14 protein-coding genes, 4 tRNA genes and 1 pseudogene are annotated in these 15356 nt (G+C 45.9%); all 19 read right to left on the reverse strand.

What is annotated here, in order from left to right; translation table 11 throughout:
• Window positions 1-8: 8 nt before the first annotated feature.
• The gene (gene rpoB / locus ACTHS4_RS06425; RefSeq protein ID WP_128582265.1) at window positions 9-4187 is read right to left on the reverse strand and encodes a DNA-directed RNA polymerase subunit beta; all 4179 of its coding nucleotides are present in this window, start codon (window positions 4185-4187) and stop codon (window positions 9-11) included.
• 189 nt (window positions 4188-4376) lie between these two features.
• Complete coding sequence (rplL, locus tag ACTHS4_RS06430; RefSeq protein ID WP_003677916.1) at window positions 4377-4748, reverse strand: 50S ribosomal protein L7/L12; 372 nt, start codon at window positions 4746-4748, stop codon at window positions 4377-4379.
• A gap of 58 nt (window positions 4749-4806) precedes the next feature.
• The gene (gene rplJ, locus ACTHS4_RS06435; protein ID WP_070825976.1) at window positions 4807-5307 is read right to left on the reverse strand and encodes a 50S ribosomal protein L10; all 501 of its coding nucleotides are present in this window, start codon (window positions 5305-5307) and stop codon (window positions 4807-4809) included.
• Window positions 5308-5529: 222 nt separating this feature from the next.
• Window positions 5530-6225 (reverse strand): 50S ribosomal protein L1, encoded by a 696-nt coding sequence (gene rplA / locus ACTHS4_RS06440; RefSeq protein ID WP_070825975.1) that lies wholly within the window; start codon window positions 6223-6225, stop codon window positions 5530-5532.
• A complete protein-coding gene (gene rplK / locus ACTHS4_RS06445) occupies window positions 6225-6659 on the reverse strand; it encodes a 50S ribosomal protein L11 (RefSeq protein WP_002220151.1) in 435 nt (144 codons plus the stop codon). The genes rplA and rplK overlap by 1 nt, the downstream gene beginning before the upstream one ends.
• Window positions 6660-6763: 104 nt before the next feature.
• On the reverse strand, window positions 6764-7297 hold the full coding sequence (gene nusG / locus ACTHS4_RS06450; protein ID WP_003680697.1) for a transcription termination/antitermination protein NusG: 534 nt from the start codon (window positions 7295-7297) through the stop codon (window positions 6764-6766).
• Window positions 7298-7299: 2 nt separating this feature from the next.
• Window positions 7300-7575, reverse strand: coding sequence for a preprotein translocase subunit SecE (gene secE, locus ACTHS4_RS06455; RefSeq protein ID WP_003680696.1), 276 nt, complete (start codon window positions 7573-7575; stop codon window positions 7300-7302).
• 131 nt (window positions 7576-7706) lie between these two features.
• A tRNA-Trp gene (locus tag ACTHS4_RS06460) sits at window positions 7707-7782 on the reverse strand.
• A 6-nt stretch (window positions 7783-7788) separates the two neighbouring features.
• Window positions 7789-8973, reverse strand: a complete 1185-nt coding sequence (gene tuf, locus ACTHS4_RS06465) for an elongation factor Tu (protein ID WP_004520187.1) — start codon at window positions 8971-8973, stop codon at window positions 7789-7791.
• A 50-nt stretch (window positions 8974-9023) separates the two neighbouring features.
• Window positions 9024-9098, reverse strand: a tRNA-Thr gene (locus tag ACTHS4_RS06470).
• A gap of 9 nt (window positions 9099-9107) precedes the next feature.
• Window positions 9108-9181 (reverse strand) — tRNA-Gly (locus ACTHS4_RS06475).
• Between the two features lie 32 nt (window positions 9182-9213).
• A tRNA-Tyr gene (locus ACTHS4_RS06480) sits at window positions 9214-9297 on the reverse strand.
• Between the two features lie 98 nt (window positions 9298-9395).
• The gene (locus tag ACTHS4_RS06485) at window positions 9396-9647 is read right to left on the reverse strand and encodes a YfhL family 4Fe-4S dicluster ferredoxin (RefSeq protein WP_003679513.1); all 252 of its coding nucleotides are present in this window, start codon (window positions 9645-9647) and stop codon (window positions 9396-9398) included.
• 122 nt (window positions 9648-9769) lie between these two features.
• The gene (rsmD, locus tag ACTHS4_RS06490; RefSeq protein ID WP_128582149.1) at window positions 9770-10342 is read right to left on the reverse strand and encodes a 16S rRNA (guanine(966)-N(2))-methyltransferase RsmD; all 573 of its coding nucleotides are present in this window, start codon (window positions 10340-10342) and stop codon (window positions 9770-9772) included.
• Window positions 10343-10492: 150 nt separating this feature from the next.
• Window positions 10493-12799, reverse strand: a complete 2307-nt coding sequence (gene topA, locus ACTHS4_RS06495; protein WP_440365616.1) for a type I DNA topoisomerase — start codon at window positions 12797-12799, stop codon at window positions 10493-10495.
• A 73-nt stretch (window positions 12800-12872) separates the two neighbouring features.
• Window positions 12873-13328: a DUF494 family protein gene (locus tag ACTHS4_RS06500; protein ID WP_003679497.1), complete on the reverse strand. Its 456-nt coding sequence runs from the start codon at window positions 13326-13328 to the stop codon at window positions 12873-12875.
• A gap of 67 nt (window positions 13329-13395) precedes the next feature.
• Entirely contained in the window at window positions 13396-14127 is a 732-nt protein-coding gene (locus ACTHS4_RS06505; protein WP_070825771.1) for a glycosyltransferase family 25 protein, read from the reverse strand.
• Between the two features lie 28 nt (window positions 14128-14155).
• Window positions 14156-14431, reverse strand: coding sequence for a hypothetical protein (locus ACTHS4_RS06510; protein ID WP_432760564.1), 276 nt, complete (start codon window positions 14429-14431; stop codon window positions 14156-14158).
• Window positions 14416-15346: pseudogene (gene dprA, locus ACTHS4_RS06515) on the reverse strand (DNA-processing protein DprA); the annotation flags it as partial. The pseudogene dprA and the gene ACTHS4_RS06510, both read right to left, overlap by 16 nt.
• Window positions 15347-15356: the final 10 nt, after the last annotated feature.

Consider the following 15356-nt stretch of genomic DNA (forward strand, 5'->3'; position numbering starts at 1 on the left):
ACTTCTGTTTAGTAACGTTCCAAATCGATATCCAAGCCCAGTGAGCGAATCTCTTTAACCAATACGTTGAAGGATTCAGGCATACCGGCATCGATTTTGTGTTCGCCTTTGACGATGTTTTCGTACATTTTGGTACGGCCGTTCACGTCGTCAGACTTCACAGTCAGCATCTCTTGCAGCGTGTATGCCGCGCCGTATGCTTCCAATGCCCAAACCTCCATCTCACCGAAACGTTGGCCACCGAACTGAGCTTTACCGCCCAGAGGCTGCTGGGTAACCAGACTGTATGGACCGGTAGAACGGGCGTGCATTTTTTCGTCAACCAAGTGGTGCAGTTTCAGATAGTGCATCACACCGACTGTAACCTTACGGTCAAATGCTTCGCCTGAACGGCCGTCATACAGCGTGATTTGAGTTTTACTGTCGTTAAAGCCCAGTTTTTCAACCTCAGGATCTTCGCTTGGGTAAGCCAAGTTCAACATTTCGCGGATTTCAGACTCTTTCGCACCGTCGAATACAGGGGAGGCGAAAGATGCACCTTTGCGCAGGTTAGAAGCCAATTCGATGATTTCTTCATCTGTCAGGCTGTCCAAATCTTCTTTCTTACCGCTGCCGTTGTAGAGCTTGTTCAAGAATTCGCGCAGCTCGCTGGCTTTGCGTTGCTCTTTCAGCATACGGTCGATGCGTTCGCCGATACCTTTTGCCGCCCAACCCAAGTGAACTTCCAAAATCTGACCAATGTTCATACGGGAAGGTACGCCCAACGGGTTCAGTACGATGTCTACCGGACGGCCGTCAGCCATGTAAGGCATGTCTTCCACCGGCAGAATGCGTGATACCACACCTTTGTTACCGTGGCGACCCGCCATTTTGTCACCGGCTTGCAGACGGCGTTTGATGGCGATAAATACTTTCACCATTTTTTGTACGCCCGGTTGCAGCTCGTCGCCCTGGGTCAATTTTTTCTTCTTGATCTCATACAACTCATCCGCTTCTTCGCGTTTTTGTTGCAGGCTCAATTTAATCAGTTCCAACTGTTTGGCCAAATCTTCGTCAGCCAGACGGATGTCAAACCAATCATGTTTGCTGGACAGGCTTGCCAAATATTCGGTAGTGATTTCACTGCCTTTAGCCAGCTTCATCGGACCACCATTGGCTTTTTGACCCACAATCATACGTTCGATACGGTCGAATGCGTCATTATCGAAAATACGCAATTGATCGCCTAAATCTTGACGGTAACGTTTCAATTCAGAATCAATAATGGATTGAGCACGTTTGTCGCGTTGGATACCTTCACGAGTGAAGACTTGAACGTCGATAACGGTACCGCTCATGCCGGTAGGCATACGCAAGGAAGTATCTTTTACATCAGATGCTTTTTCACCGAAGATGGCACGCAGCAGTTTTTCTTCAGGAGTCAGTTGGGTTTCGCCTTTAGGTGTTACTTTACCTACCAAGACGTCACCTGCTTCTACTTCTGCACCGATATATACGATACCGGATTCATCCAAACGGTTTTGCATACGCTCAGACAAGTTCGGAATATCGCGGGTAATGTCTTCCGCACCCAGTTTAGTGTCACGTGCAACAACGTTCAACTCTTCAATGTGAATCGAAGTATAACGATCGTCCGCGGCCACTTTTTCTGAAATCAGAATCGAGTCTTCGTAGTTGTAACCGTTCCATGGCATGAAGGCGATGGTCATGTTTTGACCCAAAGCCAACTCGCCCAAGTCGGTAGATGCACCGTCGGCTACCAAGTCACCACGTTGCAACACATCGCCTGCTTTTACGGCCGGACGTTGGTTGATGTTGGTAGATTGGTTGGAACGGGTGAATTTAACCAAGTTGTAAATATCGACACCCACTTCACCGGCAGTCGCTTCATCATCATGAACACGAACCACAACGCGGTTGGCATCTACATACTCAACCACACCGCCGCGGCGGGCAACGATTGCAGTTGCAGAGTCAACCGCAACAGAACGCTCGATACCGGTACCAACCATTGGTTTTTCAGGGCGCAGGCAAGGTACGGCCTGACGTTGCATGTTGGCGCCCATCAATGCACGGTTCGCGTCATCATGCTCCAAGAATGGAATCAGAGATGCTGCAACAGATACTACTTGACCGGTTGCCACGTCCATATATTGAACGCGGTCAGGCGTTGCCATAATGGTTTCGCCTTTTTCACGACAAGTAACCAAGTCGCCAATCAGATTACCGTCTTTGTCCAAATCGGCATTCGCCTGTGCAATCACATAACGGCCTTCTTCAATAGCAGACAAGTAGTCGATTTCTTCAGTTACTTTGCCATCGACAACACGGCGGTAAGGGGTTTCCAAAAAACCATAATCATTGGTACGCGCATAAACGGACAATGAGTTGATCAAACCAATGTTTGGACCCTCAGGTGTTTCAATAGGACATACACGGCCATAGTGGGTCGGGTGTACGTCTCGCACCTCAAAGCCGGCACGTTCGCGAGTCAAACCACCCGGACCCAATGCAGATACACGGCGTTTATGGGTAACTTCAGACAATGGGTTGGTCTGATCCATAAATTGGCTCAATTGGCTAGAGCCGAAGAATTCTTTAATCGCGGCAGAAACAGGTTTCGCATTGATCAAGTCATGCGGCATCAAGTTCTCAGATTCTGCTTGGTTCAAACGCTCTTTAACTGCACGTTCTACACGAGCCAAACCGCTGCGGAATTGGTTTTCAGTCAACTCACCTACCGACCGCACACGACGATTACCCAAGTGGTCAATATCGTCTACTTCGCCATGACCGTTACGCAGTTCAACCAATGTAGCAATGGAAGCAACAATGTCTTCAACGCTCAGAACGTAACCACCTTTTTCAGCAGCACCGGCCAAAGTTTCGTTCAGCAAACGGCCATACCAAGAGTTTTGTTGTGCTTCAGACAGTTTTTGCTCGTATGTGCGCGTATTGAATTTCATACGGCCTACGCGAGACAAATCATAGCTGTCTTCACTGAAGAACAAGCGGTTGAAGAGCTGCTCAACAGCTTCTTCGGTAGGCGGTTCGCCAGGACGCATCATGCGGTAAATCGCTACGCGTGCAGCTTGCTGATCAGCAGTTTCATCTGTACGCAGAGTGCTGGAGATGTAACCACCTTGATCCAATTCATTGATATAAAGGGTCGTAATTTCTTTTACACCATGGATATCAAGTTTGGCCAACAGTTCTTCTGTAATTTCATCGTTAGCAGAAGCCAATACTTCGCCGGTTTCCGGATCAATCAGGTCAGCAGCCAATGCTTTGCCTATCAAGCTTTCTGGCTCTACATTCAAACGAGTCAAGCCTGCATTGGTAATATCACGGATATTTTTCGCAGTAATGCGTTTACCTTTGGCGACCAGTACGTTGCCTTCTTTATCCAAGATATCAACTTTGGCAGTTTCACCTTTCAGACGGCCTGCAATCAGATCAGTTTGAACACCGTTTGAAGACAAATAGAAAGTTTCTTTATCGTAGAAAATATCCAAGATTTGTTCATTGTTGTAGCCCAAAGCTTTCAACAAAATCGTAACCGGCATTTTACGGCGACGGTCGATACGGAAATACAGCAAATCTTTTGGATCAAATTCGAAATCCAACCATGAACCACGGTAAGGAATAATACGAGCAGAGAACAACAACTTACCGGAAGAATGTGTTTTACCACGGTCATGCTCAAAGAACACGCCAGGAGAACGGTGCAGCTGGGAAACAATCACACGCTCAGTACCATTGATGACGAAAGAGCCACTTGGCGTCATCAATGGGATTTCACCCATATACACTTCGTTTTCACGAACTTCTTTTACAGTCGGCTTAGATGCTTCTTTATCCAAAATCACCAAACGGATACGTGCACGCAATGGAGCCGCATAAGTAATACCGCGCAATTGACATTCAGGAATATCGAACAAAGGTTCGCCCAATGTGTAATGCACAAACTCCAATCGTGCATAACCATTATGACTCACAATCGGGAAAATAGAATTGAATGCTGCTTGCAGACCATCATCAGTACGTTGGTCAAAAGCGTTTTCCAACTGTAAAAATTTCGCATAAGAATCAATTTGGGTTGCCAGCAGGAAAGGAACATCTAAGACATTCTCTCGCTTTGCAAAACTCTTACGGATACGTTTTTTCTCGGTAAACGAATAGCTCATATACACTCCGAAAAGCAATTTTAAATAATAGGCCGTCTGAAACAACGGCATGCATCAACCTGATATTTACATTTATTTGCAATGATTTTATAAAGACTATGCAAATAAATGTAAACAATACCTGATGCTTATTTTAAGAAGCAAAATAAGGCTGGCAGAAAACTGCCAGCCTTCATAGGAAGCATCAAATTATTTGATTTCGACTTTAGCGCCGGCTTCTTCCAGTTGTTTTTGGATGTCTTCAGCTTCAGCTTTAGAAACACCTTCTTTCAGAGTTTTAGGTGCACCGTCAACGATGTCTTTAGCTTCTTTCAGACCCAGACCAGTGATAGCGCGGACAACTTTAATCACGCCAACTTTTTGATCACCGGCAGAAGCCAATACTACGTCGAATTCAGTTTTTTCTTCAGCAGCAGCTGCACCAGCACCTGCAGGGCCTGCAACTGCAACTGCAGCAGCAGAAACGCCAAATTTTTCTTCAAAAGCTTTAACCAGGTCGTTCAATTCCATTACGGTCAAAGAACCAACGGCTTCCAAAATGTCTTCTTTAGTAATAGCCATGCTATTTATACTCCAAATATTGTATTAAAAAATAATTGATTAAATGAAACAAAATCGATTAAGCGGCTTCTTCGCCAGCTTTTTTCTCTGCCAAAGCAGCCAAACCACGTGCAAAGCCTGATACAGGGGCTTGCATAACGAACAACAGTTTGGACAACAATTCTTCGCGGCTTGGAATAGAAGCCAACTCAGCAACCTGAGCAGCATCCATTACTTCGCCATTGTAAGAACCGGCTTTAACGATAATTTTGTCATCTTTTTTCGCGAATTGGTGCAGCACTTTAGCAGCAGCAACAGCATCTTCAGAAGCAGCGTAAACCAATGGACCAACCATTTGATCGGCCAAACCTGCGAATGAAGTACCCTCTACTGCGCGACGAGCCAGAGTATTTTTCAGAACGCGCAAGTAAACGCCTTCTTTACGTGCATTTGCACGAAGCTCAGTCATGCTGGAAACACTGATACCGCGATATTCAGCGACTACGAGAGTTTGAGCGTTAGCAATTGCTGCGCTAATTTCCTCTACGGCCACTTTCTTGGTTTCAATATTGAGACTCAAGGTCTACCTCCCACTGTTTATAAACAGGATACCGAATGATATCCCACCAGCGCGGTAACCTAAAAAGACATCTTACAAGCAATCTTGCAATGTGTTTCAGGACTACCGTCTGCGTAGGGCAGTTACGATTAAATCTTACGATCCCTACGGTCTTGGACATCTACTTAATTTTAAGTAGCCCAAATTCAGGCAATCCAGAAAACCGGATCACCTGAAAATTTCTTAGTTGTTCACACTTGCAGTATCAACGCGAACACCCAAACCCATAGTGCTGGATATAGCAACTTTTTTCAGGTACTGACCCTTAGCAGCAGCAGGTTTGGCTTTAACAATAGCATCCAGCAACGCATTGAAGTTTTCTTTCAAGTCAGCTTCAGCGAAAGAAGCACGACCGATAGTTGCGTGAACGATACCGGCTTTATCTGTACGGTATTGTACTTGACCTGCTTTTGCATTTTTAACTGCTTCAGCAACGTTAGGAGTAACAGTACCTACTTTAGGGTTTGGCATCAGACCACGAGGACCCAAGATGGTACCCAATTGACCAACGATACGCATTGCATCAGGAGAAGCAATAACAACGTCAAAGTTCAGATTACCAGCTTTGATTTCAGCAGCCAGATCTTCAAAACCGACAATATCAGCACCAGCTTCTTTAGCAGCATCTGCATTTGCACCTTGTGTAAATACAGCTACTCGAGTTGTTTTACCGGTACCTTTAGGCAGAACGACTGAACCACGGATAACTTGGTCAGATTTACGAGGATCAACACCCAAGTTAAAAGATACATCAACAGACTCGTCAAATTTAGCAGTAGCAGCTTTTTTAACCAAAGCAATTGCTTCGTCGATTGCGTACAGTTTGTTAGCTTCAACAGAAGAGCGAAGAGCTTTCAAGCGTTTAGATACTTTAGCCATTATACAACACCCTCCACGTCCAAGCCCATTGAGCGAGCAGAACCTGCGATAGTACGAACAGCCGCATCCAAGTCAGCAGCAGTTAAATCAGGCTCTTTAGTTTTAGCAATTTCTTCCAACTGAGCGCGGGTCAATTTACCCACTTTGTTAGTCAGAGGATTAGAACTACCTTTTTGCAGACCAGCAGCTTTTTTCAACAAGATAGAAGCTGGTGGAGTTTTCATCACAAATGTGAATGATTTATCTGCAAATGCAGTGATCACAACCGGAATTGGCAAACCAGGTTCCATACCTTGGGTTGCAGCATTAAATGCTTTACAGAATTCCATGATATTCAAACCACGTTGACCCAAAGCAGGACCAACTGGAGGAGATGGATTGGCTTTACCTGCAGGAATTTGCAGTTTGATGTAGCCGATAATTTTCTTTGCCACTTAAGGACTCCTAAAAACGGGTATAACGCGGAACCATTCCGCTTCCCAAACAGAATTTGCGATTATATCCGCTTAAAAAAAAAATTTCAAGCGAATTAAACCACTTAAATCTTTTCAACCTGACCGAACTCTAATTCAACCGGTGTTTCACGACCAAAAATCTGAACTGAAACACGCAGTCTATTACGCTCGTAGTTAACCTCATCAACAATTCCATTGAAATCAGCAAATGGACCTTCATTCACACGAACCTGCTGACCAACCTCAAATTCAACTTTTGGTTTTGGCTTCTCAACACCTGTTTTGGCTTGTTGCAAAATAGCATCCGCATCTTTTTGAGAAATTGGGATTGGACGATTTCCGCTACCACCTACAAAACCATTTACTCGAGGGGTACTCTTAACCAAGTGCCATGAATCATCGGTCATTTCCATTTCAACCAACACATAGCCCGGATAGAATTTACGCTCACTGATGGTTTTTCGGCCATTCTTGATATCTACCACTTCCTCTACAGGAACGAGAATCTGACCAAAATACTCTTCCATATTTTCACGAGCAATACGCTCTTTCAATGTTTTTTGAACATTTTTCTCGAAACCGGAATAGGCCTGTACCACATACCAACGCTTTGACATCTTTACCCTTTCCTATTTAATAAAACATCAAAAAACAACCATGAAATAATTGTATCTGCCGCATAAATGAAGGCTGCTAAAACTGCAACGAAGATAATCACGAATACAGTCATTTTGACCGCTTCATCGCGACTCGGCCAAACTACCTTCTTAAACTCAGTCCAAGAGCTCTTAAAATATGCAAACAGACCTTCTTTCTTCTCAGGAGCTGGCTTATTACTTACCACAACTTCCTTTTTCTGATGGTCTTCTTTGCGTCCAGACGGATGTTCTGTCATCTTTACTCACTTATCAATACCCCACCCGCCTTCATTTTAGATAGTGGCATTGATCCATTAATTAATTCCAAATAATCTTAAAACTTAAGTACAAAAAAATTAACCGGCACAAGGCCGGTTAATTTTTTATTTGGCAGGCCAAGAGGGTCTCGAACCCCCAACCCTCGGTTTTGGAGACCGATACTCTACCAATTGAGCTATTGGCCTCTAAACTTAAGCGATTACAGAAGAAACCACACCCGCACCTACGGTACGACCACCTTCGCGAATCGCAAAGCGCAGACCTTCTTCCATAGCGATAGGCGCAATCAGTTCTACAGTAATGGTTACGTTCTCACCTGGCATTACCATTTCTACGCCTTCTTCCAAAGTAACTGCACCAGTTACGTCAGTAGTACGGAAATAGAATTGTGGACGGTAGTTAGCGAAGAATGGAGTGTGACGACCACCCTCTTCTTTGCTCAGTACGTATACTTCTGCTTTGAATTTGGTGTGAGGAGTGATAGTACCTGGTTTAGCCAATACTTGACCACGCTCTACGTCTTCACGTTTAGTACCACGCAGCAATACACCTACGTTGTCACCAGCTTGACCTTCGTCCAGCAGTTTGCGGAACATTTCAACACCGGTACAAGTGGTTTTTTGAGTTTCTTTCAGACCTACGATTTCGATCTCATCACCAACGTGGATGATACCGCGCTCTACACGACCGGTTACTACTGTACCACGGCCAGAGATAGAGAATACGTCTTCGATAGGCAACAAGAAAGGTTTGTCCACAGCACGCTCAGGTGTTGGGATGTAGCTGTCCAAGGCAGCAGCCAATTCGAAGATTTTTTCTTCGTAACCAGCGTCACCTTCCAAAGCTTTCAGTGCAGAACCTTGTACGATTGGGCAGTCATCACCTGGGAAGTCGTAGCTTGACAACAAGTCACGGATTTCCATTTCAACCAGTTCCAACAACTCAGCATCGTCAACCATGTCGCATTTGTTCATGAATACGATGATGTAAGGTACGCCTACTTGACGAGCCAACAGAATGTGTTCGCGAGTTTGCGGCATAGGACCGTCAGCTGCGGAACATACTAAGATAGCGCCGTCCATTTGGGCAGCACCGGTAATCATGTTTTTAACGTAGTCGGCGTGGCCCGGGCAGTCTACGTGTGCGTAGTGACGGGTTTCGGTTTCGTATTCTACGTGTGAGGTATTAATGGTAATACCACGAGCTTTTTCTTCAGGAGCGTTGTCGATTTGGTCGTAAGCTTTTGCAGCGCCACCGAATTTTTTAGCCAAAATAGTAGTCAAAGCAGCAGTCAGAGTGGTTTTACCATGGTCAACGTGACCGATGGTGCCAACGTTTACGTGCGGTTTGCTACGTTCAAATTTTTCCTTAGCCATGGCAATATCCTATAATCTAAGCTTTTTGAAAATAAAGGGTAACAATGAGATGGTGCCCATGGGCAGATTTGAACTGCCGACCTCTCCCTTACCAAGGGAGTGCTCTACCCCTGAGCTACATGGGCGAAATTGTTTGGAGCGGGTGAAGGGAATCGAACCCTCACCGTAAGCTTGGAAGGCTTCTGCTCTACCATTGAGCTACACCCGCATACTCACTTTTTTGCTCCAAGTAAGAATTTTTGGTGGAGGGAGAAGGATTCGAACCTTCGAAGCTCACGCAACAGATTTACAGTCTGCCCCCTTTGACCGCTCGGGAATCCCTCCAAAAGAGAACGCTAGTTTATTGGCAACTCAGATTTCCGTCAAGATTTTTTTTTATTTATTTCTTTAAAAATATCCAAGCTTTTGCTTTTAAACACTATTTATTTAAACTGAATGATTTTTTCGTACTTAGCCATCAGTTCTTCGTGCGTTTCAGGATGCTCTTCATCGATCAAGATACAGTCGACAGGACATACCTGTTGGCACTGAGGCTCATCGTAATGGCCTACACATTGCGTACATAAATTTGGATTGATTTCGTAAATTTCTTCACCTTGCGAAATGGCATCATTAGGACATTCCGGCTCGCACACATCGCAATTAATGCACTCATCTGTAATAAAGAGCGACATTTCTATTTCCTTTTTTCTTAAATTATCAAAACCGATTGGGCGCGGATTATAGCACAAATGATATCGGAACAATCCATTTGAAAGAATGTTTTACACCTTGGGAATGATTCTCAAATTCCATACTATTCAGCAACTTGCGAATAGAGCAATAATTCAAACCTGCTCATTCCCGCCTTTCCTTCCCGATAAATTTCCAGCCAATCCGGTTTTTCAGGCAGCTTCCCTGCTTCAATATAGACCATTGCCCCATTTTTCAAGTGGCTTTGCAATCGGATAAACAGATTTTGCCAGTCTTCCCATGCAAAAGGCGGATCAAGAAACACAACATCAAATTTTTCAGACGGCCTTGCCAGATAAGCCATGCCGTCTGAACACACGATTTCTACCTGTTTCAAATCTAATTCACGGATATTTTTCTGAAGCGTTTGAACAGTTTGGCGGTGGTTGTCGACCATTACCACTTTTTCCGCATTACGAGAAGCAGCCTCCATTCCCAAAGCACCGCTACCGCTGAATAAATCCAATACTGTTTTGCCGGTTAAATCCTGACCCAGCCAGTTAAACAGTTTTTCACGCACGCTGTCAGGCGTCGGACGCAAACCGTCTGCAGATAAAAATGTTAACTTTCGTCCCCTGCATTGCCCACCGATGATGCGTACTTGATTGGTGTGTTTGGAATGTTTGTTGTTTGCCATGATTTTTAAAAAGATGTCGAGTTTTCAGACGGCCTCAATTATATAGTGAAACTGCCATCAAGCCGTATTTCACTCTATTCTTTTAAATACAACAAGGCCGTCTGAAAATCATTTTTCAGACGGCCTTCCCTATTTTAAACCAACCTACCTTTACTCTTTCGGTGCAGGCGGTTCAATCTGCTCTTTCCAACCGCATTCTTTTTGCGGGCAGACTTTTTCCACGCCCCAGCGTTTGGTGGTTTTGATGGTCAAAACCGGCCACGCGCATTTTGGACATGTTTCTGCAACGGGCGGATTCCAAGTGGCGTAGTTACAGTCCGGATAGGTACTGCAACTGTAAAACAGTTTGCCGTAGCGGGATTTACGCTCGACGAGGTTGCCTTTTTTGCATTGTGGACATTGGATGCCGGTGTCTTTTGGCTTTTCCAACGGCTCAACGTGTTTGCATTTGGGGTAATTAGCACAGCCGATGAATTTGCTGCCTGTGCGGCTGTATTTGTACACTAGGCGACCGCCACATTTAGGGCATTCGCGTCCGTCGAGTTCGGCTTGTTCAGCCTCGGCTTTGGCGATGCGTTCGGCAGCCTCTTCAGCAGTTTCATTGACATTGCGCGTGTAACTGCACTCGGGATAACCGGCACACGCAACGAAACGACCCATTTTGCCGAATTTGATTTGCAGTTTGTGTTCGCCGCATTTCGGGCAGGTTTCATCGAGTTCCTGCGTGGTAAATTTGGCGCGTTCAATACCCTCTTTTTCTTCCACTTGCTTGATAAACGGCTTCCAAAATTTATCCATCACGGGAATCCATTGGCGTTTACCGTTGGCAATTTCGTCAAGCTGGTCTTCAAGTTTGGCGGTAAAGTGGTAATCGACGTATTGGGCGAAGTGTTCGGTCAAGAATTTATTGACGATGTCGCCTGTGTCGGTAGGCATGAAGCGTTTTTGCTCAAGGGTAACGTATTCACGGTCTTTGAGCGTGGAAATAATGCTGGCGTAAGTGGAAGGGCGGCCTATACCATATTCTTCGAGGGCTTTAACCAGCGTGGCTTCGTTGTAGCGTGGAGGCGGAGTGGTGAAGTGTTGTTCGCCGTAAAGTTTGTCGACCGGCAATTTGTCGCCTTCGCTCATTTCAGGCAGTTTTTTGCTGTCTTCACTCTCTTCGTCATCGCTGCTTTCTTCATAAACGCTCAAGAAGCCTGCGAAGGTTTGTACTTGTCCGGTTACGCGGAATACGCCTTTGCCGACGGTAATATCGACGGTGGTTTGGTCGAATTTGGCGGACGTCATCTGACAAGCGACGGTACGTTGCCAAATCATTTGATAGAGTTTGAACTGGTCTGCGCTCAAGAAGGGTTTGACGCTTTCAGGCGTGCGATACACGGAAGTCGGGCGGATCGCTTCGTGTGCTTCTTGGGCGTTTTTGGATTTGGTTTTGTACTGCTTGGCCGAACTTGGCAGATATTCTTTGCCGATTTTATTTTCAATGTAATGGCGGATTTCGGTTACCGCTTCATCAGCCAAATTCACGCTGTCGGTACGCATATAGGTAATCAGACCGATGGCACCCTGCCCTACGTCTATACCTTCGTAAAGCTGTTGGGCGGTACGCATGGTGCGGTCAGTGGTGAAGCCGAGTTTGCGCACGGCATCCTGCTGCATGGTAGATGTGGTGAACGGCGCGGCTGGATTGCGGCTGCGCTTTTTCTTTTCAATGGCGGTAACGACGGCCTCTTTGCCTTCGAGTTCTTTCAACACGTCGGCTTGCGCGGCTTCGTTCGGCAGGTCGAATTGTTCGAGTTTCGCGCCGTTGTATTGGGCGAGTTTGGCGGTAAACTTACTGCGGCCTTTGTGGCTGTCGAGATGTACCGTCCAATATTCCTGCGCTTCAAACGCGCGGATTTCGTTTTCGCGTTCGCAAATCAGGCGCAAAGCGGGACTTTGCACACGGCCTGCACTCAAACCGCGGCGGATTTTTTTCCACAACAATGGCGAGAGGTTGAAACCAACCAAATAGTCCAAAGCGCGGCGGGCTTGTTGCGCATCGACCAAATCCATTTCGATTTCGCGCGGATGGGCAACCGCATCGAGCACGGCGTTTTTGGTAATTTCGTGGAACACGACACGCTGCGGCTTGATATTTTTCAAGCCGCGTTTGGATTTTAGGATTTCCAAAAGATGCCAAGAAATGGCTTCGCCTTCCCTATCCGGGTCGGTTGCGAGGTAGATGTTTTCAGCTTCTTTGGCACCGGCGACGATGGCGTCGACGTGTTTGCTGTTGCGGCTGATCAATTGGTATTTCATGGCAAAGCCATTGTCGGGATCGACTGCTCCGCTTTTCGGAACCAAATCGCGGACGTGGCCGTAAGACGCCAAGATTTCAAAATCACCGCCCAGATATTTTTTCAGGGTTTTGGCTTTGGACGGGGATTCGACGATTAATAGGTTTTTCGCCATTGTTGTTCTCTTTTGGATGTATTGGGTTTATGTTTCAGACGGCCTTTATTATTGAGGCCGTCTGAAAAAAGGTTTAGTGCATCACGTTTTGTCCGGTCAACGCACTCATCAAGTCGTCGCCAATCAGGACGGGCAACTCGCTCTTGTGCATCCACAACACCAGCAATACCAACACTTTGGCGGTATCGAGGGTGATTTCGTCCGATGGAATGTGCATCAGGGCGTGAATGACGATTTCGCGTTGCTCATAAGTAATTGCGTGTTCGGTAACCAAATATTGCATCAAGCCCATGACTTCCTGCGGCAGGTTTTCAGCTTCTTCACGGCAGAATACGCGCAGGGAGTCGCTGTTAAACGGCTCGGCATAGAATTCGGACGTATTGAACAAGACTTCCATCATCATCAATGTATTGCCGATTTCCGTAGCATCAAAACCCGCATCTTCCAAAAGGCGACCCAAGTCCTCCGGAGGCGGACAATTGTCGAAATCTTGGAAGTGTTCGATTAAATAGGCAATGACTTCGGTCATGCTGGTTCCTTAAAATTTATAAATAGATTCGTTGTTTTATCAAATAAATAACTTATGGAAAATCAACTCATTCCGCAACATTACGCATTTGAATATAGGCTTGCATCTGTTTCTCCCTATCTTCTTCCAAATCAGAGGAAGCATCATCTTTGACACACCCCATCAACGGCAAACTCATCATAATATTTTCAGGATTACAGAACTTGGTAAATCCATCTGCCAGCCAATACGGTTTTTTTGTTTTTAATTTATGCATGATGGCTTGTGCAAGTGACTTTCTTATTAAATACAACGCCGATCCTGTATTGTCATAAGATGTATCGTAACCTGTGGTAATTTCTTTACTTAACGCAATATTTTTGCCTACTTCAAACAAATCACCTTCCCGATAGGCCAACATTTGCAGTTTGACTAACTCAACCGGAAAATTTTCTAAAGCTTTAGCAATATCCACAACCACATCTTGAAACACTGTTGATTCTTTGCCTGCATTAGGTAATAAGGTAATATCATCTTCGGCAATAAGACAAAAATCGTCTTCCTCGATAGTATCGTCCATCGCAATAAGTTGCCAACATTTGATATGGGAAAGCGTACAGGCTATTTCTCCCATCGTCGGTCCTCGGGGTATCATGCGAGTAAAGGTGGCGACATCAAAAAAGAATTCTTTATTGCCGATAAGATCTAAAACCTTCCTATCAACTGCAGAGACTTTTTGAAAAATTTTACTTCCTGGTTGGGCGTAAAAATGTTCCAGCCTTTCCGGCTGTCTATCTAAATTGATGACATACCCTTTCATCACAAATCCCTTTATAAATATAGATAATTTATGCTTTGACACGCTGATAACGGCCGCCCGGCAAGGCGGCAACGATACCGTCAAGTTCGTATTCCAAAAGCTGTGCGTACACGTCTGCTGCTGCCGTATTGGTTTGTTGCGCCAAAATATCGGGATGTATCGGGTCGTAACCCATTGCTTCCAATAAAGCGCTTGTTGATGGGGCGGCAGATAGGTTTTCAGACGGCCTTTGCGGTTCATCCGCTATTGTTTTTGGTTGCAGCCGTTCGGTTTGATCGTTTTTCGGTTTGACCGTCTTATTTATAGAATATGATGGAACATGCGTATTTTGCAATAGCTGCGGACACTCATGGAGAATATCGTCCAAACATTCAACCAATTTTGCCCCGTCTTTAATCAGCTTGTGGCAGCCTTTGCTATGAGGATTGTCTATCGAACCGGGCACTGCCATCACTTCGCGCCCCATCTCCGCCGCTAGCTTGGCAGTAATCAATGAGCCGGATTCCAATGCCGCCTCAACCACCAATGTCAGCTGCGACAATGCGGCAATCAAACGGTTGCGGCGCGGAAAGTTGCCTGCAAACGGACGCGTGTCTAAAGGGAACTCGCTGACAATCAATCCTTTTTCAGCAATTTCATAAGCAAGGTTTTTATTGGACGGCGGATAAATGCGGTCTATACCGGTTCCCCAGACGGCGATGGTGCCACCATCTGCCTGCAATGCCCCCTGATGGGTGGCGGTATCGATACCCGAAGCCATACCCGATACGACGGGAATGCCTTTTTCGCTCAACGCCCTGCCGAAATCTTTGGCAATCCGCATTGCCTGCGGCGTGGCATGGCGGCTACCGACAATCGCGGCAGAAGGTGTGTGCAACAACTCTGCATTGCCGCGTAAAAACAAAACCGGCGGCGCGGTAATACCTTGTGTCAGCATTTCGGGGAAATCATCATCTTGCAGCAGCAACAGACGGCAACCGTCCTGCATTTCCCATTTTAAAGCGGCTTCGGCAGACTGCTGCGCCAAAGCCCGTTTGTCCGCATTACGCCATGACTCGGCTGCCTGTTTATGGCGCACCAACGCGGCAATTTTGTCTGCCGGCGCATTCAAGGCAGCTTGTGCGCTACCGAATTGTTGCAACAGCACCAAAAAACTTTCTGCGCCGATATAGGGCGTAAATGCCAGTTGCAACCAAGCAAAACGCTCGTTTTCCGTCATCAATCTGTTC

Source organism: Neisseria sp. P0014.S009 (genome assembly GCF_051958155.1).
Taxonomy (GTDB): Bacteria; Pseudomonadota; Gammaproteobacteria; order Burkholderiales; family Neisseriaceae; genus Neisseria; species Neisseria flavescens_C.